We start from the raw sequence: 18,804 nt of genomic DNA on the forward strand, positions 1-18,804 counted from the left end.
CCGGGTCTGGTCGATCAGCCGATCAGCACCGCGTACCCCGGCTTGATGACGTCGTCGATCAGCGCCAGCCGCTCGTCGAACGGCAGGAACGCCGACTTCATCGCGTTGATGGTGAATCGCTCGAGGTCACTCCAGCCGTAGCCGAAGGTCTCGACGAGCTTGACCATCTCTCGACTCATCGACGTATCGCTCATCAAGCGGTTGTCGGTGTTGACGGTGACCCGGAATCGCAATCGGGCAAGCAGATCGAACGGGTGGGTCGCCAACGACTCGACGGCACCGGTTTGGACGTTCGAGCTCGGGCACAGTTCCAGGGGCATCCGTGTGTCGCGGACGTAGGCGGCGAGCAGGCCGAGCTCGGGTGTGCCGCCGGCGTCGGTGGTGATGTCGTCGGTGATCCGAACCCCGTGACCGAGCCTGTCGGTGCCGCAGAACGCCACTGCTTCCTGGATCGACGGCAGACCGAACGCCTCTCCCGCGTGAATGGTGAAGTGCGCGTTGCTCGCTCGCATGTATTCGAAGGCGTCGAGGTGACGACTGGGAGGGAAGCCCGCTTCGGCACCGGCGATGTCGAAGCCCACGACGCCGCGGTCACGGAACCGGACCGTCAGTTCGGCGATCTCCCGCGAACGCGCCGCGTGCCGCATCGCGGTGAGCAAGGTGCCGATCGTGATGTTCTTGCCGCGCACCTTGGCCGCGGAGATCCCTGCCTCGAAGCCGGCGAGCGTATGGGTGACGACCTCGTCGAGAGTCAGTCCGCGCTCGAGGTGCTGTTCCGGCGCGAAGCGCACCTCGGCGTACACGACGCCGTCGTCGGCCAGATCCTCGGCGCATTCGCGCGCCACCCGGAACAGTCCTTCGGGAGTCTGCATCACGGCAACGGTGTGCGCGAACGTCTCGAGGTACCGCACGAGCGAGCCGCTGTCCGCGGCGTCGCGGAACCACTCGCCCAATGCCGCGCCGTCGGTGGCGGGAAGATCGCCGTAGCCGCATTCGTCGGCCAGTTCCAACACGGTCTGCGGGCGGAGTCCGCCGTCGAGGTGATCGTGCAGCAACGCCTTGGGAGCTGTCCTGATCGACGCGAGATCGAGTGGCGCACTGCCACCGATCGAGGACTGAGTGTTCTCCGCGGTGCTCATGTGACGACGGTAGCGTGCGGCTCGCACGCACGCGCGTCTGTCATCACCACTCGGCGAGTCCGCGGATTCCCCCGAACTTCGCCGCTTCTGCGACCTATTTCGTTGCATTGTTACTCCAATGAAAACAATTCCGTCGATACACAGCGGATCTGCGACGGAAATCGTAGTGTTCAGCACACACGCGCGGCCGATTCTGTCGGGTCCCCTCCGACGTCCTCGGTCGTCTCGAACCTCGGAGAGATCTATGTCCACTGTGGAACCGCCGAACACCCTTCCGGGTAAAGGACTCAACACCGGCGCTCTCGGGCTGGTCGGCAACATCGTCATCGGCTTGTCGGCGGTGGCCCCGGCCTACAGCCTCGCCGCGACCCTCGGTTACGTGGTTCTGGCCGTCGGCGACAAAGCGCCCTCGATGTTCCTCATCGCCTTCGTTCCGATGCTGCTCACCGCCTTCGCCTACCGCGAACTCGGGCGTGACACACCGGACTGCGGAACGTCGTTCACCTGGGGTACCAAGGCATTCGGGCCCTGGGTCGGTTGGATGGCCGGGTGGGGGCTGGCCGTCTCGGCGATCATCGTGCTGGCCAACGTCGCCGAGATCGCTGCCATCTATCTGTTCGAGTTCCTGGGACTGTCCGGGTTGGCGGAGTCGACCGCAGCCAAGGTCGCCCTCGGTTCGTTCTTCATCGTCTCGATGACATATGTCAGTTTTCGCGGCATCCTCATCAGCGAACGCATGCAGAACGTGTTGCTGGTCGTGCAGTTCGGGGTGCTCATCGGAGTGTCGGTGACTGCTCTGGTCAAGGTGGGCACCGGGACCGCAGGACCGCAGGCCATCACACCCCAGTGGAGCTGGTTGGTACCCACCGGAGTGACGATGTCCGACGCGGCCCAGGCCATCATCCTGTGCATCTTCATCTATTGGGGGTGGGACGCCTGCCTTGCCGTCGGCGAGGAAACGAAGGATTCGGAGAAGACTCCGGGACGCGCCGCGGTGATCACCACGCTCATTCTCGTGGCCACCTACGTACTCGTCGGATACGCCGTGCAGTCGTTCGCCGGGTTCGGCGACACCGGCATCGGCCTGAACAACCCGGACAACGTCGACGATGTGCTCACCATTCTCGGCGATCCGGTCGCCGGTTCGATCGTCGCGTCGCTCCTACTGCTGACCGTCTCCATCTCGGCACTGTCCTCGACGCAGACGACCATCCTGCCGACGGCCCGCGGAACACTGTCGATGGCCGTGTACGAAGCGATCCCCAAGCGGTTCGCCAGCGTGCACCCCAAGTACATGACGCCCGGCTTCGGCACGCTCGTGATGGGTGCCGCGGCGCTGATGTTCTATCTGGTGCTCACTTTCGTCAGCGCCAACGCGCTGCAGGATTCGGTGGCATCACTCGGGCTCGCGGTTGCGTTCTACTACGGCATCACCGCGTACGCGTGCACCTGGTACTTCCGTCGCACACTGTTCTCGTCCGTCCGAAACCTGTTCATGCGCGGCATCTTTCCGCTCCTCGGCGGACTGTCGATGACGTGGGCGTTCGTGCAGAGCGCGGTCGACATGATCAAGCCCGACTACGGTTACACCGTCTACGGTCCGATCGGCGGTGTGTTCGTCCTCGGCGTCGGCATGCTGGTACTCGGAATTCCGCTCATGCTGCTGTGCTTCGTGGGCAACAAGGACTTCTTCCAGGGCAAGACACTCACCGCGTCCACCGAAGTCAAGGTTCCGGACACTTACTAGAAGAGAAGGACCGAAAACTCATGAAGATCACCGTCGGCTATCTCGCCACCCCCAGCGGCGACGACGGCGTAGCCCTGGCCACCGCCCTCGCCCGCGCCCTCGACGCGTCCATCGACATCGTGCTGGTCATGGCCGTGGACGAGCCGGTCATGGAAGGCAGTGGGCCGTATCGAAAAGTTCTTGCGGCCAAGGCCGAGGGCTGGGTGGCCGACGCGGCCGCCCAGGTGCCGTCGGGCATCGAGGTGACCACACACGTGCTCTCGCACGAGTCCTTCGCTCGTGCCCTGATCGACTTCGCGGTGCAGACCGATGCCGACATGATCGTCGTCGGCGGAGCCGGCGACGGCCTGCTGAATCGGCATTCCGTCGGTTCGGTTGCCGGCCAGCTCCTGCACGCCTCCGAAGTTCCGCTGGCACTCGCACCTCGGGGCTACCGGCTCTCGAACGCACCGATCACCGACCTCACCGTCGCCGTCCCCACCCGGGCCTCTGCCCCGAATCCGTTGCCGTTCGCGATCACTCTCGCCAGCGCCGCGCACGTGCCTCTTCGGTTGGTGTCGCTGGTCTCGCTCGAGCCGACCGGGGCCCCGAGCGACGAGACCTCACTGGACACGCGTCGCCGACAGGTCGCTGCGGCGCAGGACAATCTCGAGCTCGCCGTACGCACTCTCCCCGATATCGACGGTCTGGAGTCGATCGTCGCCGATGGATCGTCGCTGGACGAGGCCATGGGCAACCTCGATTGGAAGCCGGGCGATGTGCTGTTCCTCGGCTCGAGTCGATTGGCCACTCCCAAGCGGGTGTTTCTCGGATCGAGTGCGGCCAAGATTCTGCGTGCCGCCCCGGTGCCGGTGATCGTCGTTCCGCACGAGTAGAGCGGCTTCGCCGCACGTGAGCAGAAGCTCGTAGCAGAGGTCGAGTTTCCGTGCACGTGCGGCGCAGCCGCTCTAACTGTCGAAGCCCAGACCCAGCGCGTCCATGCCCTTGAGCCACAGTCCTCGTTTACCGCCGTTGCGGTCGGCTCGGGCGAATGCCGCGCGGGTGATGTTGATCCCGATCGACTTGAGGGGCTCGGGCGGGAACGGCAACGGCATGCTGCGCACCATCTTCAGGCGTGTTCGTTCGGTGTCCTTGCCGTCGAGAAGGTCGAGGGCGGTGCGGGCACCGAAGTGCGACGCGCCGACGCCGAGGCCGGTGAACCCGGCGACCGAGGCCACCCGTCCGTTCATACCGAGATCCCAGAAGGCGCTGAACCGCGAGCACGTGTCGATCGATCCGCCCCAGGCATGAGTGGCGCGAATCCCCTCGAGGCTCGGGAACATCTGCAGCAGGTGTTCGGCGAGCAATGCGAACTCTTCGGGATGTTGGGTTCGGCGTGGGTCGGTGTCGCTACCGTAGAAGTAGTGCGCATCCCACCCGCCGAACAGGATGCGGTTGTCCGCCGTCAACCGGACGTAGTGGAATCGGTTGCCGGAGTCGGCCAATCCTTCGCGGCCGGACCAGCCGATGCCGGCGAGCTGCGCCGACGTCAGTGGTTCGGTCATGATCACGTAGTCCCACACCGGGACGATCCAGTGACGGAGTTTGCGGCGCAACGATTTCGATGCCGAGGTGGCCAGCAGCACCTTGGCGGCCTCGATGGTGCCGTAGCCCGTCTTGACTCGAATACCCCTGTCGGACTTGCTGATCGACAGCGCCCGAGTGTTCTCGTGAATGCGAACGCCGAGCGACTCGGCCGCGTCGGCCAGGCCCCAGGCGAGTTTGGCGGGGTCGATCATCGCGACATCGGGGTCGAACAGTGCACCGCGCGCCATCGGCGAGGTGATCCTGGACCGCACTGCAGCGGCGTCGAGGTATTCCATCGGCTGCGCCAGTCGCCTCCCCTCGTCGCCGAGCTCCCGCAGGTCGTCCACCTGCCAGTCGAAATTGGCGATGTCGAGCTCGCCGGTGCGTTCGATGTCGGCGTCGATCCCGTACTTGTCCGCAGTCGCGCAGATCGCGTCGAGCGTCTCGGTGCCCATCCGCAGCAGTTCCGGTAGTTCGTCGGCGTAGCGATCGAGTCCGTTGCCCAGTCCGTGCGTCAGACTGGCCGCACAGAAGCCGCCGTTGCGTCCGGTTGCACCCTCGGCGATGCGGTCGCCTTCGAGCAGCACGATCGATCGGTTCGGGTTCTCCTCTGCCGCATGCAGAGCCGCCCACAGTCCGGTGAATCCGCCGCCGACGATCACCAGATCCGCTGCAGTCGAACCGGTGTGCCGGGCCCGTGGCTCCGGGCGTTCGGGACGATCGAGCCAGTAGGACTCCGGTGCCGCGCCGGCCACCATGGTCACGCCGCGGTCGGTGGGAGTGGTTGCCCACGGTGCATTCATCGGGCATCTCCCTGCGTTGCAGCGTCGGCGGACGCGAAGACCGTTCGGTGCCAGGGCTTTCGGGCCACACCGGTGATGTCGGTCATGACGTGCTTGACGGTGAGGTACTCGTCGAGCGAGTAGCTGGACATGTCCTTGCCGAAACCCGAGGCCCCGAATCCGCCGTGTGGCATCTCGCTGATGATCGGGATGTGGTCGTTGATCCATACACAGCCGGCGGCGATCTCCCGCGTCGCTCGGCCCGCGCGGTACAGGTCGCGGGTCCACGCCGAGGCGGCGAGTCCGAATTCGGTGTCGTTGGCGCGTCGGATCGCGTCGTCGTCCCCGTGATGCTTGGACACCGTGAGCACCGGACCGAACACCTCGTCGCGATAGATCTCGTCCTGCTCACCGACATCGGCGATCAGGGTGGGCGGATAGAAAGCGCCTCGCCCCTCGGGCACACGGCCTCCGGTCACCACCCTGGCACCTGCGTCGCGGGCCCGATCCACCATCGCAGCCACCCGATCTCGGTGCGCGACGGAGATCAACGATCCCATGTCCGTTGCGGGATCCCTCGGGTCTCCCACGACGACGCGACCCATCAACTCGGCGACTCCGGCGACGAAGTCCTCGTACAGGGATTCGGCGACGATGGCGCGGGTGGCCGCCGTGCAGTCCTGGCCGCCGTTGATCAGCGATCCCGCGACGGCACCGTGGATGGCTGCGTCGAGGTCGGCGTCGTCGAACACCACCAGCGGCGCCTTGCCCCCGAGCTCGAGCTGCACCCGCGTGCCGTGCGCGGCGGCCTGCGCCATGACGCGCCTGCCGACGGGAGTGGAACCGGTGAACGTCATCAGGTCCAGTCCGGCATGGGAGGAAAGAGCGACTCCGGCGTCCACTCCGGTTCCGGTGACGACGTTGAACACCCCGTCGGGCACGCCTGCCTCGGTGGCCAAGCGCGCCAGCCGCAGGGTGGTCAGCGGCGTTAGTTCACTGGGCTTGAGCACGATGGAACACCCGGCCGCCAACGCCGGTATCGCTTTCCACACCGCCATCTGCAGCGGATAGTTCCACGGAGTGATCGACCCGACCACTCCGACGGCGTCCCGGCGGATGGCGGAGGTGTGCTCACCCGAGTACTCCGCAGCAGCCTTGCCGTCCAGGTGCCGCGCCGCCCCGGCGAAGAACTCGATGTTGTCGATGCTGCCCGGAACATCGAATTCGGTTGCCAGCCTTGTCGATTTGCCGGTCTGCGCCACTTCCTCGGACACGAAGTTCTCCGCGTCGGCCGCAACGAGACGCGCCAGTTCCATCAACACGGCGCTGCGGTGCGCGGGGGTGGCGGTGGACCATGCCGGAAAGGCCGATCGAGCATGCGAGAGAGCCGAATCGACGTCCTCGGCGGTGGCCAAACCGACGTCGGCAACGACAGCTCCGGTCGCGGGATCGTCGACCTCGTACCGATCACCGCCACCGTCGACCGCGCGTCCGTCGATCCAACAACCAGGAATGTTCGCCATGCCTGCAGAGTACCGGCGAACCCACTGATTCTCTCTGTTTCGAGCCTTTCGACAACTGATTCTGTCGTTTGGATCGACAATTGACACGCTTTTCATCGTGGACGGGTTGTGTTCACGGCCACGACAGTGACAAGATCGAGCCATGCCCGAGCAACCGCCCATCGCACTCGACGACGTCTCCAAGGCGATCATCGAGCAACTTCAAGAGGACGGGCGTCGCTCGTACGCCGCCATCGGCAAAGCCGTCGGACTCTCGGAAGCGGCTGTCCGTCAACGAGTTCAGCGCCTGACGGACTCCGGCGTCATGCAGATCGTCGCGGTGACCGATCCGGTGCAGGTCGGATTCAAGCGGCAGGCCATGATCGGCATCAAGTGCACCGGCGACAGTTACGCACTGTCCGAGGAACTATCGGCGATCGATGCGATCGACTACGTCGTCCTCACCGCAGGGTCGTTCGACGTCGTCGTGGAAGTGGTGTGCGAGGACGACGAACAACTCCTGCAGATCCTGAACAAGCAGATCAGAAGTCTCGACGGCGTCACCAGCACCGAAACCCTGGTCTATCTCAAACTCGTCAAGCAGCAATACAATTGGGGAACACGATGACACGAACGACAGCCGAGCTCGACGCTTCCGCAGCCAAGCACCTGTGGGGCCACTTCACCCGCCACGGCGCAGGGGTCACTCCCCCGATCATCACCCGCGGGGAAGGGTCGACCATCTGGGATTCCAACGGAAAGAGCTACATCGACGGTCTGTCGGGGCTGTTCGTGGTCCAGGTGGGACACGGCCGTGAAGAACTGGCCGAGGCCGCAGCCAAGCAGGCCAAAGAACTGGCGTTCTTCCCACTGTGGTCGTACGTCACCGAACCCGCCATCGAACTTGCCGAGCGTCTCGCCGGTTACGCCCCCGGCGACCTGAACCGGGTCTTCTTCACCACCGGTGGCGGCGAGGCCGTCGAGAGCGCATGGAAGTTGGCCAAGCAGTACTTCAAGAAAGTCGGCAAGCCCGGTAAGCACAAGGTGATCTCGCGAGCGATCGCCTACCACGGCACCCCGCAGGGTGCGCTGGCCATCACCGGAATCCCCGCGCTCAAGGAACCGTTCGAGCCGCTGACGCCGGGCGCGTTCCGAGTGCCGAACACCAACATCTACCGCGCCCCCGCTCCCCTGGACACAGATCCGAAAGCATTCGGAATCTGGGCCGCGGACCGCATCGCCGAGGCCATCGAGTTCGAGGGCCCCGATTCGGTGGCCGCGGTGTTCCTCGAGCCGGTTCAGAATGCCGGGGGCTGCTTTCCTCCCCCGCCCGGATACTTCGAGCGCGTCCGTGAAATCTGCGACCGCTACGACGTGCTCCTGGTCTCGGACGAGGTGATCTGTGCGTTCGGCCGGATCGGATCGATGTTCGCGTGCAACGACTTCGGCTACGTACCGGACATCATCACCTGCGCCAAGGGATTGACCTCGGGCTACTCCCCCATCGGCGCAATGATCGCCTCCGACAAGCTCTTCGAGCCGTTCGACGACGGCACGTCGAGCTTCGCGCACGGGTACACCTTCGGCGGCCACCCCGTCTCCGCCGCCGTTGCCATGGCCAATCTCGACATCTTCGAGCGCGAGGGCATCAACGCGCACGTCGCAGACAATGCACCGGCGTTCCGTGCCACGCTCGAGAAACTGCACGACCTACCGATCGTCGGCGACGTGCGCGGCGAGGGATTCTTCTACGGCATCGAGTTGGTCAAGGACAAGGCCACGAAGGAAACGTTCAGCGATGCCGAAGCAGAGCGCATCCTTCGCGGCTTCCTGTCCACCGCACTGTTCGACGCCGGGCTGTACTGCCGCGCCGACGACCGCGGCGACCCGGTGGTACAGCTGGCACCACCGCTGATCTGCGGTCAGAAGGAGTTCGACGAGATGGAGCAGATCCTGCGCAGCGTGCTGACGGAGGCAGGCAACCTGATCTGACCGGGCCCGCTACTACCCGAGCTCCTCACCGGCCGATGCGGTCGATCACCAGGGGCCTCGGCTGCGAGGCCGTGGCCCCTATCTCCCAACTGGATTCGAGTGCCTGCTGCGCATACTCGAAACGCTCGGGGGTGTCGGTGTACAGCGTCGCCAGTCGATCCCCAGCACGTACCCGATCGCCGGGTTTGGCGTGCAGCCGCACACCGGCCGCGCTCTGAACCGGCTCACCCTGTCGCTCGCGGCCCGCGCCCAGTCGCCAGGCCGCGAGCCCGACGCCCATTGCGTCCAATCCGGTGACGACGCCGTCGGCGGTGGCGGTGAAGTCCTGGCTCTCACGGGCGACGGGTAGTGCGGCATCGGGATCGCCGCCCTGCGCGGCGATCATCGTTCGCCAGCGATCCATGGCAGAACCGTCGGCGAGCTTGTCGGCCGGATCGATGCCCTCGATCCCGGCTGCGGTGAGCATCGTGCGCGCCAACGTGATCGTCAGCTCGACGATGTCGGCCGGGCCACCTCCGGCGAGAACCTCGACCGACTCCTCCACCTCGAGCGCGTTGCCTGCGGTAAGCCCGAGGGGGGTGTCCATCGCCGTCAGAACCGCCAGAGTCCGCACGCCCGCATCGGTTCCGAGCTCGACCATCGCGGTCGCGAGCTCGCGTGCGTCGTCGAGGTTCTTCATGAACGCGCCGCCGCCCACCTTGACGTCCAACACGAGGGCACCGGTGCCCTCGGCGATCTTCTTGCTCATGATCGAGCTGGCGATCAGCGGGATCGATTCGACCGTTCCCGTCACGTCGCGCAGTGCGTAGAGCTTCTTGTCGGCCGGAGCCAGATCGGCACCGGCAGCGCACACGACAGCACCGATCGCCGGATCGGCCAGGATGCGATGCATCTCCTCACCGCTCAGATCCGCTCGCCAGCCGGGGATGGACTCGAGCTTGTCGAGCGTTCCGCCGGTATGTCCGAGCCCTCGACCCGACAGCTGCGGCACAGCTGCCCCGCAGGCGGCGACGAGCGGAGCCAGCGGCAGCGTGATCTTGTCTCCGACACCACCGGTCGAGTGCTTGTCGACGGTGGGCAGCGGCAGCGCCGAGAAGTCCATTCGGGTACCCGACGCGATCATCGCGTTCGTCCACGTACCGAGCTCGCGACGCGACAATCCACGCCACAGAACGGCCATCGCGAGGGCCGACATCTGTTCCGGCGCGACGGATCCGCGGGTGAACTCCGCGATCACCCATTCGATCTGTTCGTCGTCGAGAACGCGCCCGTCTCGCTTGGCGCTGATGATGGATACGGCGTCAGGCATGGTTGTTCACGCGTCCTTCGTCGAGGTTGTCGGGGCCGAAAGCATTCGGAAGCAACTCTGCCAGTCGAGCCGGTCCCGAGACGGTGTCGACGAGCAGATCCGGGCCGCCGAACTCGTACAGCAGCTGTCGGCATCGCCCGCACGGCATCAGAATTTCACGCCTGGAATCGCAGCAGGAAAAGGCCAAGAGTCTGCCGCCGCCGGTCGAGTGCAGGTTGGACACCAACCCGCACTCCGCACAGAGCCCCAAACCGTATGAGACATTTTCCACATTGCACCCGGTGACTATCCGATTGTCGTCCACCAGAGCCGCCGCTCCGACCGGAAAGTTCGAGTATGGGGCGTAGGCACGGCCCATTGCCTCATGAGCATTGTCGCGCAACGTCTTCCAGTCGATTTCGTTCATGGTGAACCATCCAATCACGGTGTCTGAATTGATGCAGAGATCCGGCCTGAAGAGCATCCATCAATTGGGAAGGCAAACCTAACACCGCATTTCGCCACCGTACGAACCTCGAGTCGAATTAGTTCCGTGTTTCGAATGGGTTTACAGTTTCCAGTAAGCGGCTAGTACAACCAGCACTAGGGCCGAATCGCGACAAATCGAGCCAGGCAAGACCGGCCACCGGGGCTCGATGCGTCCACCAACGACGTTGGAGGCATTGCACTCGATGAGTAGCACGACGGAAGTCGCTCCGGTCAAGGAGCGCAAGCGGTCTCTGTACCGCGGGGACCCGGGCATGTGGTCCTGGGTTCTCCACCGCATCACAGGCGTTCTGGTCTTTTTCTTTCTGTTCGTCCACGTCCTCGACACGGCGATGGTTCGGGTCAACCCCGAGACGTACGACGCCATCATCGAGACCTACAAGACCCCGCTCGTCGGCCTGATGGAAATCGGCCTCGTCGCGGCAGTGCTGTACCACGCGTTGAACGGCATCCGCGTGATGCTGATCGACTTCTGGTCCAAGGGACCGCAATACCAGAAGCCGATGCTGTGGGCGATCGCAGTCATCTGGCTCGTCGTCATGATCCCCGGCGCGGGACGAATCTTCTACAACATGTTCACGGCGGGTGGTCACTGATGTCGACGCAGGGTCCCGAGGCCAAGGTCCTCGGCACGAACTACGACCGTCCGGCCAGCTTGGCCAACCCGCGTTCGCCGCGGCGGCAGAGCAAGGGCAACTTCGAGCTCTACGCATGGCTGTTCATGCGCTTCTCCGGCCTGGCACTCGTCGTGCTCGTCCTGGGCCACATGTTCATCATGCTGATGCTCGACGACGGTGTGCACCGCATCAACTTCGCTTTCGTCGCCGGTCGTTGGGCCAGCCCGTTCTGGCAGTTCTGGGACCTGACGATGCTGTGGCTGGCGCAGCTGCACGGCGGCAACGGCCTGCGCACGATCATCGCGGACTACTCCCGCAAGGATTCGACGCGATTCTGGCTGACCACGCTGCTGGTGCTGTCGATGATCCTCATCATGGGCGTCGGCACGTACGTCATCTTCACGTTCGATCCCAACATCACGGCGAGCTAAGGACACTGACGCTTACATGCAGGAACATCGTTACGACGTACTGATCGTCGGCGCAGGCGGTGCCGGTATGCGTGCTGCGATCGAGGCCGGACCCCGTGCTCGCACAGCCGTACTGACCAAGCTCTACCCCACGCGCTCGCACACCGGCGCAGCTCAGGGTGGCATGTGTGCCGCCCTGGCCAATGTCGAGGAAGACAACTGGGAGTGGCACACGTTCGACACCGTCAAGGGCGGCGACTACCTCGCCGACCAGGACGCGGTGGAGATCATGGCCAAGGAAGCCATCGACGCGGTTCTCGACCTCGAGAAGATGGGCCTTCCTTTCAACCGGACACCCGAGGGCAAGATCGATCAGCGGCGCTTCGGTGGCCACACCCGCGATCACGGCAAAGCTCCCGTGCGTCGTGCGTGCTACGCGGCCGACCGCACCGGCCACATGATCCTGCAGACGCTCTACCAGAACTGCGTCAAGCACGACGTCGAGTTCTACAACGAGTTCTACGCGCTGGATCTGTGTCTGACCGAGACCGACGACGGTCCTGTCGCGACCGGAATCATCGCCTACGAGCTGTCCACCGGTGAGCTGCACATCTTCCATGCGAAGTCGATCATCTTCGCCACCGGAGGCTCGGGCCGGATCTACAAGACCACCTCCAATGCCCACACCCTCACCGGTGACGGCATGAGCATCGTCTTCCGCAAGGGTCTTCCCTTGGAGGACATGGAATTCCACCAGTTCCACCCGACAGGTCTCGCAGGCCTGGGCATCCTCATCTCCGAGGCCGTGCGAGGCGAGGGCGGCATCCTGCGCAACGAGTCGGGTGAACGCTTCATGGAGCGCTACGCACCGACCATCAAGGACCTCGCGCCCCGCGACATCGTCGCGCGCTCGATGGTGCTCGAGGTGCTCGAAGGACGCGGTGGCGGCCCGAACAAGGACTACGTCTACATCGACGTCACGCACATTCCCGAGGAAGTTCTGGACGAGAAGCTCCCGGACATCATGGAGTTCTCTCGCACGTACCTCGGTGTCGACCCCGTCAAGGAGCCGGTGCCCGTCTACCCGACGTGCCACTACGTCATGGGCGGCATCCCCACGAAGATCCGCGGCGAGGTTCTGCGCAACAACGAGGACATCGTCCCCGGCCTCTACGCGGCCGGCGAATGCGCCTGCGTCTCCGTGCACGGAGCCAACCGTCTCGGCACCAACTCGCTGCTCGACATCAACGTCTTCGGACGTCGTGCCGGCATCGCGGCGGCCGAGTACGCGAACTCGGTCGACTTCACCCCGCTCCCCGAGGAGCCGGCGAAGATGGTGCAGGACTGGCTGGAGCTGATCCTCTCCGACCACGGTCACGAGCGCGCAGCCGACATCCGTACCGAGATGCAGCAGTCGATGGACAACAACGCCTCGGTGTTCCGTACCGAGGAGCGTCTCGAGACGGCACTCAAGGATGTCCGCGCCCTCAAGGAGCGGTACAACAAGATCACCGTCGAGGACAAGGGCAAGCGCTACAACAGCGACCTGCTCGAGGCCATCGAACTCGGCTTCCTGCTCGAAATGGCGGAGGTCACGGTCGTCGGTGCACTCAACCGGAAGGAATCGCGCGGCGGACACGCTCGCGAGGACTACCCCGAGCGCAACGACGCCGAGTACATGAAGCACACCATGGCCTACAAAGAGGGCGAAGGTCTGCTCACCGAGATCCGCTTGGATTACAAGCCGGTAATCCAAACCCGCTACGAGCCGATGGAGCGGAAGTACTGATATGAGCGCACCCACCCTGGACAAGAAGTCCAACGAGTCCGATCTGCCACCCGTCCCCGAGGGCGCGGTGATGGTCAACCTCAAGATCGCGCGCTTCAACCCCGAGAGCGGTGACGGTCAGCGCTGGGACACCTTCCAGGTCCCCACACTGGCCACCGACCGTCTGCTCAACCTGCTGCTGTACGTGAAGGGCTACCTGGACGGCACCCTGACGTTCCGTCGCTCGTGCGCACACGGTGTCTGTGGCAGCGATGCGATGCGGATCAACGGTGTCAACCGTCTCGCCTGCAAGGTGCTCATGCGCGACATGCTCCCCAAGGACTCGTCGAAGACGCTGAACATCACCATCGAGCCCATCAAGGGTCTGCCGGTGGAGAAGGACCTCATCGTCGACATGGAACCCTTCTTCGACGCGTTCCGCGCCGTGAAGCCGTTCCTGATGACGACCGGCAACGAGCCGACCCGCGAGCGGATCCAGTCCGCTGCGGACCGTGCCCGCTTCGACGACACCACCAAGTGCATCCTGTGCGCGTGCTGCACCACCTCGTGCCCCGTGTTCTGGAGCGACGGCAGCTACTTCGGTCCGGCCGCCATCGTCAACGCACACCGGTTCATCTTCGACAGCCGTGACGAGGGCGCAACCGAGCGTCTGGACATCCTCAACGACGTCGAGGGTGTGTGGCGTTGCCGCACCACCTTCAACTGCACCGACGCATGCCCTCGCGGCATCCAGGTGACCAAGGCGATCCAGGAAGTCAAGCGAGCGTTGCTCTTCGCACGCTGACAACTCCCCCGCAATCGAAAGGCCCCTTCGCACACGCGGAGGGGCCTTTCGACGTTCTACGTCAGACGAACGCGCCGAATCCGGTCACTCCGCGTCCGACGATCAGATTGTTGATCTGCGCGGTTCCCTCGTAGGAGTACAGGGCCTCGGCGTCGGCGAAGAATCTGATGACGTCGTGCTCGATCAGAATTCCGTTGCCGCCCAGGATCTCTCGGGCCCAACCCACCGTCTCGCGCAGCCGCGTCGTACAGAACGTCTTCGCGAGCGCCGCATGCTCGTCGTGGTGGACGCCGTTGTCCTGCAACTGAGCGACACGAATCGCCATCCCGAGCGCGGCGGTGATGTTCGCCGTCATGCGGGCGATCAGGTCGGAGATCAGCTGGAACGAGGCGATCGGAGATCCGAACTGTTCGCGTTCGCGCGCATACGCCACGGCCCGCTCGTACGCGCCCATCATCACGCCCACGGCTTGAAAGGCCACTCCCCCGCGCGTCAGCCGAAGCACCTTCGCGGTGTCGGCGAACGAGTTGGCCTCGGCAAGCTTGTTGCCGACCGGGACCCGGCAGTTCTCCAGATGGATGTCGGCGTTCTCCACTGCGCGGAGCGAGTACTTGCCCTCGATCTTCTCGGCCCGGAAGCCTTCGAATCCTTGCTCCACGACGAAGCCCTTGACCTCGCCGTCGGCCTCGTCCTTGGCGAAAACGATGGTCAGATCGGCGAAGGTGGCATTGCCGATCCACCGCTTGCTGCCGTTGAGGATCCAGTGATCACCGTCGAGGCGGGCGGTGGTCTCCAGCCCGCCCGCGACATCGGAGCCACCGTGCGGTTCGGACAGGCCGAACGCGCCGATCTTCTCCATTCGACGCATGGCAGGCAACCACCGTTCGCGCTGCTCCTCGGAGCCGAGAATCGAGATGCTGCTCATCGCCAGCGAACTGTGCACGCTGAACATCGTTCCCGTCGACGGATCGACCCGCGCGAACTCCATTTCGAGCCAGCCGGTGAGCAGCTTGCGCGAGGCCTTTCGATCACCGAATCCGTAACCGAGACCGGCGATTTCGAGTTCGGCGATCTTCGGCATCAGGTGCACCGGAGAGGTGGCCTTCTCCCAGAACTCGTTCGCCCTCGGCGCGACCTCGTCCTGCAGGAACCGACGGGTACGCAGGACCACCTCGATCTCGGAGTCGTCGAGCATGCTCTGATACCCGTAGAAATCGGATTCGAGAAAGTCCGGCGACAGTGGTCCGAGGGGCTCGTGCTCGCTCATGTTCGGCTCCTTCGTCTGGCACCTCCATCGGGCACCGCTATCGGTCTTCTACCCGTCACGCGCGATTCTCACGCATGGGCCCGCGACCGCCGACCGGTCAGCGGCGCAGTTCGTCGGAGAGGGTCTCCAGTTCGTCCCCGCCCGCCATTTCCTTGGTGAGATCGTCGAGTGAGATGTCGTCGTGCGCGCAGTCCAACGTCTGACGTCCGCGATCGAGGAGGACGAAGTGGTCTCCGACCATGTACGCGTGGTGAGGATTGTGGGTAATGAACACGACGCCGAAGCCTTTCTCCCTGGCCGCGGAGATGTATCGGAGAACCATGCCGGACTGTTTGACGCCGAGAGCGGCGGTCGGCTCGTCGAGAATGAGCACTCGCGCACCGAAGAAGATGGCGCGAGCGATCGCCACGCACTGACGTTGACCGCCGGACAGGGAGCCGATGGGGGCGTCGACGTCGGGCAGATCGATACCCATCTTGCGCAGTTCGTCGATGGTTCTCGCGCGCATGGCATGGGTGTCCAGGGTCTTGAAGATCTTGCCCCTGCGCAGCTCCTGGCCGAGAAAGAAGTTGCGCCACACCGGCATCAGGGAAACGACCGCGAGGTCCTGATAGACCGTCGATATGCCCTGTTCCACGGCCTGTTTCGGCGAGCCGAACGTTGTCGCCTTGCCGTCGACGAGCAGTTCCCCCTCCGACTGGCGATGCAGACCGGACATGATCTTGATCAGAGTCGACTTGCCTGCGCCGTTGTCACCGAGGACGCAGGTGACCTCACCGGCACCGACACGCAGGTCTATCCCGTGCAGCGCGATGATGTTGCCGTAGCTCTTACCGACGCCTTTCAGCTCGATCAGGGGCGTGTTCGCGGAAGACGTCATGGTCACCTTTTCGCCGCGTAGTTGCGGAAGGAGCTGTTCGCGACTACTGCGAACAGCAGCATCGCGCCGAGGAAGAACTTGAACCAGTCCGGGTTCCAGCCTGCGTAGACGATGCCCTGATTGGTCATGCCGAAGATGAACGCTCCGATGAACGCACCGACCGCCGTACCGTATCCACCGGTGAGCAGGCAGCCGCCGATGACGGCGGCGATGATGTAGAGGAATTCGTTGCCCACGCCTTGGCCGGACTGCACGGTGTCGAAGGCGAACAGCAGGTGCATGCCGACGAACCAGGCGCAGAAGCCGACGAACATGAACAGGCCGATCTTGACCCTCGTGACCGGGACGCCGACGGCACGCGCCGATTCCTGGTTGCCGCCGACGGCGAAGATCCAGTTGCCGACCCGGGTCTTCATCAGCACCCAGGTAGCGGCGAGCGTGAACACGATCCACCACACGACGGTGATGCGGACCGAGACCCCCAGCAGCGAGAACGAGGACGAGAAGAAGGCCTTGGCCGAGTCGAATCCCTCCATGTCCGAGATGGATGGGGTGGCGACCTGGCCGGTGACGAGTTTGGTGACGGCGAGATTGATGCCGGTGAGCATCAGAAACGACGCCAACGTGATCAGGAACGACGGAATCTTGGTCGTCATCACGAGGTATCCGTTGAGGAAACCGACCGCCAGTGCCAGCACCAGCGCCAATGCAGAGCCCGCCCACACGTTCAGGTGCAGGTTGTAGGCCAGCATGGAGGCCATGATCGACGAGAACGTCACCGCGACTCCGGTGGAGAGGTCGAATTCTCCGCCGATCATCAACAGCGAGACCCCGATCGCCATGATGCCGATGGTCGAGGATGCGTACAGCACGGTCGCGAGAGCCTCGGGTGATCGAAACGGTGGTGCCACGATGCAGAAGAAGACGAAGATGGCGACCGCACCGAACAGGGCACCGATCTCCGGGCGAATCAGCAACCGCTGCAACGGTTTCTGATTCTTGATCCGCTCATCGGTGATCACGGTGTGTTCGGACAGAGCCGGATCGGCCTGAGTGGACATGCTCTTCCTTCCGCGCCGAAGCGACGCACTCAGCGTGTGCCGTTGCGGGCGTACTCGGCGACCGCGTCGATGTTGGTCGAGTCGATGAACGCGGGCCCGGTCAGCACCGGGGTTCCGCCGCCGATCGTGTTGCCGTTGTTGAGGTAGAGCCACAGCGAGTCGACGGCCAGGTAACCCTGCAGGTAGGGCTGCTGATCGATGGCCCACGCCACGTCGCCCGACTCGATCGCGTCGACGAGTGCGGCGTTGGTGTCGAACGTGACGATCGTGGCGTCGCTGCCCGCGTTGTTCTTCGACTGAACCGCAGTCAGCGCGATCGGAGCGGCGAGGGCAATGACGTGGTCGATGGTCGGATCCTGCTGCAGCTTGGCGGTGATGGTCGACTCGACGGACGGCATGTCCTTGCTGTTGACGTTCAGGATCTCGGTGGTGCCTCCGAAGCCCTGCGTCACGCCGGCACAGCGAGCCTCGAGGGCCACCGCCCCCTGCTCCTGGATGATGCACAGAGTCTTGAGGGCACCGTCATCGGTGAGCCGCGCACCCGCGGCCTCGCCGGCGATGGTCTCGTCCTGGCCGAAGTACTGCTGGACTCCCATGTCCTTCCAGGACTCGTAACCGGAATTGAACGCGACGACCGGTATCCCCGCGGCGGTCGCTACCTCGACGGCGGGGGCCATCGCGTCGGGTTTGGCCAACGTGACCGCGATACCGTCGACCTTCGAGTCGATCGCACTCTGGACGAGGTTGGCCTGGTTGGGCGCTTCGGGATCTGCGGAGTAGCGCAGTTCGATGTTGTCCTTGGCCGCGGCGGCCTCGGCACCCTTTCGAACCAGATCCCAGAAGGTGTCGCCGGGAACCTCGTGCGTGATCATCGCGATCGTCGCCGACGGAGTGTCGGCAACTCCCGCGTTGCTTCCGTCGTCGGACGATCGAGGAGCACCACCGGTGCTCGAACAGGCAGCGACCGTCAGTGCCGCGACCGCACAGATCGCGCCGACCGCGATCGGTCCGCGCCTTTGCCGAACCCTCATTGCATTTCCTCTCGAACAACCGACAAGTATTCGGAGCAGCACGGGACCTCGGACGACATGAGAGAACTCTCATCTCCGATTCACGTAGCCACAATCCGCCGTCGTAAGACTCGACTGTGTGCGAACCATCATCGTCTCGGCCCTGGGTCTGCTCACGCTCGGCGTGCTCGTCGTGGCATTGCTGACGACTCGATCGACGGGCGAGCAGACCCCGTTGCCCGCACCCATAGTCGCACCCGCCGCACCCGTGCAATCCGCCCCGGGTACTCCGCAACCCGTTCCCGGTGCACCACAGCCGGGCGAGCCCGCGCCCAGCACCGCGCCGACCGCCGCGCCACAGCCGGTGGCACCGGACGGATTCGTGCCCCCGCCGCCGCTGCCGCCTGCCGACTGGGACGATGACTTCGACGACGACTGGGATGACGATGACGACGACTGATCC

At 64.4% G+C, this 18,804-nt stretch carries 18 protein-coding genes; 9 read left to right on the top strand and 9 right to left on the bottom strand.

Annotation, left to right across the window (positions count from 1 at the left end; all coding sequences use genetic code 11):
- Window positions 1–14 precede the first annotated feature (14 nt).
- Window positions 15–1,139, bottom strand: coding sequence for an adenosine deaminase (locus QM615_RS04450; RefSeq protein WP_283347088.1), 1,125 nt, complete (start codon window positions 1,137–1,139; stop codon window positions 15–17).
- A 244-nt stretch (window positions 1,140–1,383) separates the two neighbouring features.
- Between QM615_RS04450 and QM615_RS04455 the strand changes: the two genes are divergently transcribed.
- Together QM615_RS04455 and QM615_RS04460 are read left to right on the top strand one after the other, a co-directional pair.
- Window positions 1,384–2,886: an APC family permease gene (locus QM615_RS04455; protein ID WP_283347089.1), complete on the top strand. Its 1,503-nt coding sequence runs from the start codon at window positions 1,384–1,386 to the stop codon at window positions 2,884–2,886.
- Window positions 2,887–2,906: 20 nt separating this feature from the next.
- The gene (locus tag QM615_RS04460; RefSeq protein WP_283347090.1) at window positions 2,907–3,761 is read left to right on the top strand and encodes a universal stress protein; all 855 of its coding nucleotides are present in this window, start codon (window positions 2,907–2,909) and stop codon (window positions 3,759–3,761) included.
- A 72-nt stretch (window positions 3,762–3,833) separates the two neighbouring features.
- On the opposite strand, the gene QM615_RS04465 is transcribed toward QM615_RS04460, so the two are convergent.
- On the bottom strand, window positions 3,834–5,255 hold the full coding sequence (locus QM615_RS04465) for an NAD(P)/FAD-dependent oxidoreductase (RefSeq protein ID WP_283347091.1): 1,422 nt from the start codon (window positions 5,253–5,255) through the stop codon (window positions 3,834–3,836).
- On the bottom strand, window positions 5,252–6,757 hold the full coding sequence (locus QM615_RS04470) for a gamma-aminobutyraldehyde dehydrogenase (protein WP_283347092.1): 1,506 nt from the start codon (window positions 6,755–6,757) through the stop codon (window positions 5,252–5,254). The genes QM615_RS04465 and QM615_RS04470 overlap by 4 nt, the downstream gene beginning before the upstream one ends.
- A 142-nt stretch (window positions 6,758–6,899) precedes the next feature.
- On the opposite strand from QM615_RS04470, the gene QM615_RS04475 reads away from it, so the two are divergent.
- Entirely contained in the window at window positions 6,900–7,364 is a 465-nt protein-coding gene (locus QM615_RS04475; protein ID WP_032376836.1) for an Lrp/AsnC family transcriptional regulator, read from the top strand.
- Window positions 7,361–8,728, top strand: a complete 1,368-nt coding sequence (locus QM615_RS04480) for an aspartate aminotransferase family protein (RefSeq protein WP_068051664.1) — start codon at window positions 7,361–7,363, stop codon at window positions 8,726–8,728. The genes QM615_RS04475 and QM615_RS04480 overlap by 4 nt, the downstream gene beginning before the upstream one ends.
- A gap of 25 nt (window positions 8,729–8,753) precedes the next feature.
- Here QM615_RS04480 and QM615_RS04485 read toward each other — a convergent pair whose 3' ends face one another.
- The gene (locus QM615_RS04485) at window positions 8,754–10,037 is read right to left on the bottom strand and encodes a thymidine phosphorylase (RefSeq protein WP_283347093.1); all 1,284 of its coding nucleotides are present in this window, start codon (window positions 10,035–10,037) and stop codon (window positions 8,754–8,756) included.
- Window positions 10,030–10,443 (bottom strand): cytidine deaminase, encoded by a 414-nt coding sequence (locus tag QM615_RS04490; RefSeq protein WP_283347094.1) that lies wholly within the window; start codon window positions 10,441–10,443, stop codon window positions 10,030–10,032. Before QM615_RS04490 ends, QM615_RS04485 begins: the two co-directional genes overlap by 8 nt.
- A 265-nt stretch (window positions 10,444–10,708) precedes the next feature.
- On the opposite strand from QM615_RS04490, the gene sdhC reads away from it, so the two are divergent.
- From sdhC to QM615_RS04510, 4 genes are read left to right on the top strand one after another with little or no spacing between them, the layout of a single operon-like run.
- Window positions 10,709–11,119, top strand: coding sequence for a succinate dehydrogenase, cytochrome b556 subunit (gene sdhC, locus QM615_RS04495; protein WP_082898767.1), 411 nt, complete (start codon window positions 10,709–10,711; stop codon window positions 11,117–11,119).
- Complete coding sequence (locus tag QM615_RS04500; RefSeq protein ID WP_032397462.1) at window positions 11,119–11,571, top strand: succinate dehydrogenase hydrophobic membrane anchor subunit; 453 nt, start codon at window positions 11,119–11,121, stop codon at window positions 11,569–11,571. Before sdhC ends, QM615_RS04500 begins: the two co-directional genes overlap by 1 nt.
- Window positions 11,572–11,587: 16 nt before the next feature.
- Window positions 11,588–13,339, top strand: coding sequence for a succinate dehydrogenase flavoprotein subunit (sdhA, locus tag QM615_RS04505; protein WP_032397463.1), 1,752 nt, complete (start codon window positions 11,588–11,590; stop codon window positions 13,337–13,339).
- Between the two features lies 1 nt (window position 13,340).
- The gene (locus tag QM615_RS04510; RefSeq protein ID WP_008718029.1) at window positions 13,341–14,123 is read left to right on the top strand and encodes a succinate dehydrogenase iron-sulfur subunit; all 783 of its coding nucleotides are present in this window, start codon (window positions 13,341–13,343) and stop codon (window positions 14,121–14,123) included.
- 61 nt (window positions 14,124–14,184) lie between these two features.
- On the opposite strand, the gene QM615_RS04515 is transcribed toward QM615_RS04510, so the two are convergent.
- From QM615_RS04515 to QM615_RS04530, 4 genes are all read right to left on the bottom strand, one after another.
- Window positions 14,185–15,390 carry an acyl-CoA dehydrogenase family protein gene (locus QM615_RS04515; RefSeq protein WP_269593451.1) on the bottom strand — a complete coding sequence of 402 codons (1,206 nt, stop codon included), beginning with the start codon at window positions 15,388–15,390 and terminating at the stop codon, window positions 14,185–14,187.
- Between the two features lie 97 nt (window positions 15,391–15,487).
- A complete protein-coding gene (locus QM615_RS04520) occupies window positions 15,488–16,270 on the bottom strand; it encodes an ATP-binding cassette domain-containing protein (protein WP_269593450.1) in 783 nt (260 codons plus the stop codon).
- Between the two features lie 2 nt (window positions 16,271–16,272).
- Window positions 16,273–17,331: an ABC transporter permease gene (locus QM615_RS04525; RefSeq protein WP_283347095.1), complete on the bottom strand. Its 1,059-nt coding sequence runs from the start codon at window positions 17,329–17,331 to the stop codon at window positions 16,273–16,275.
- A 29-nt stretch (window positions 17,332–17,360) separates the two neighbouring features.
- On the bottom strand, window positions 17,361–18,362 hold the full coding sequence (locus QM615_RS04530; protein WP_283347096.1) for a substrate-binding domain-containing protein: 1,002 nt from the start codon (window positions 18,360–18,362) through the stop codon (window positions 17,361–17,363).
- A 118-nt stretch (window positions 18,363–18,480) separates the two neighbouring features.
- Here QM615_RS04530 and QM615_RS04535 point away from each other — a divergent pair, with 118 nt between their 5' ends.
- The gene (locus QM615_RS04535) at window positions 18,481–18,801 is read left to right on the top strand and encodes a hypothetical protein (RefSeq protein WP_068051693.1); all 321 of its coding nucleotides are present in this window, start codon (window positions 18,481–18,483) and stop codon (window positions 18,799–18,801) included.
- Window positions 18,802–18,804 lie beyond the last annotated feature (3 nt).

The organism is Rhodococcus sp. IEGM 1341 (assembly GCF_030056895.1).
In the GTDB taxonomy this organism is placed as follows: domain Bacteria; phylum Actinomycetota; class Actinomycetes; order Mycobacteriales; family Mycobacteriaceae; genus Rhodococcoides.

What these genes read in the sequence shown, in the direction of transcription:
- QM615_RS04450 (WP_283347088.1), bottom strand. Translation starts at nt 1,139, where the DNA reads ATGAGCACCGCGGAGAACACTCAGTCCTCGATCGGTGGCAGTGCGCCA.
- QM615_RS04455 (WP_283347089.1), top strand. Translation starts at nt 1,384, where the DNA reads ATGTCCACTGTGGAACCGCCGAACACCCTTCCGGGTAAAGGACTCAAC.
- QM615_RS04460 (WP_283347090.1), top strand. Translation starts at nt 2,907, where the DNA reads ATGAAGATCACCGTCGGCTATCTCGCCACCCCCAGCGGCGACGACGGC.
- QM615_RS04465 (WP_283347091.1), bottom strand. Translation starts at nt 5,255, where the DNA reads ATGAATGCACCGTGGGCAACCACTCCCACCGACCGCGGCGTGACCATG.
- QM615_RS04470 (WP_283347092.1), bottom strand. Translation starts at nt 6,757, where the DNA reads ATGGCGAACATTCCTGGTTGTTGGATCGACGGACGCGCGGTCGACGGT.
- QM615_RS04475 (WP_032376836.1), top strand. Translation starts at nt 6,900, where the DNA reads ATGCCCGAGCAACCGCCCATCGCACTCGACGACGTCTCCAAGGCGATC.
- QM615_RS04480 (WP_068051664.1), top strand. Translation starts at nt 7,361, where the DNA reads ATGACACGAACGACAGCCGAGCTCGACGCTTCCGCAGCCAAGCACCTG.
- QM615_RS04485 (WP_283347093.1), bottom strand. Translation starts at nt 10,037, where the DNA reads ATGCCTGACGCCGTATCCATCATCAGCGCCAAGCGAGACGGGCGCGTT.
- QM615_RS04490 (WP_283347094.1), bottom strand. Translation starts at nt 10,443, where the DNA reads ATGAACGAAATCGACTGGAAGACGTTGCGCGACAATGCTCATGAGGCA.
- sdhC (WP_082898767.1), top strand. Translation starts at nt 10,709, where the DNA reads ATGAGTAGCACGACGGAAGTCGCTCCGGTCAAGGAGCGCAAGCGGTCT.
- QM615_RS04500 (WP_032397462.1), top strand. Translation starts at nt 11,119, where the DNA reads ATGTCGACGCAGGGTCCCGAGGCCAAGGTCCTCGGCACGAACTACGAC.
- sdhA (WP_032397463.1), top strand. Translation starts at nt 11,588, where the DNA reads ATGCAGGAACATCGTTACGACGTACTGATCGTCGGCGCAGGCGGTGCC.
- QM615_RS04510 (WP_008718029.1), top strand. Translation starts at nt 13,341, where the DNA reads ATGAGCGCACCCACCCTGGACAAGAAGTCCAACGAGTCCGATCTGCCA.
- QM615_RS04515 (WP_269593451.1), bottom strand. Translation starts at nt 15,390, where the DNA reads ATGAGCGAGCACGAGCCCCTCGGACCACTGTCGCCGGACTTTCTCGAA.
- QM615_RS04520 (WP_269593450.1), bottom strand. Translation starts at nt 16,270, where the DNA reads ATGACGTCTTCCGCGAACACGCCCCTGATCGAGCTGAAAGGCGTCGGT.
- QM615_RS04525 (WP_283347095.1), bottom strand. Translation starts at nt 17,331, where the DNA reads ATGTCCACTCAGGCCGATCCGGCTCTGTCCGAACACACCGTGATCACC.
- QM615_RS04530 (WP_283347096.1), bottom strand. Translation starts at nt 18,362, where the DNA reads ATGAGGGTTCGGCAAAGGCGCGGACCGATCGCGGTCGGCGCGATCTGT.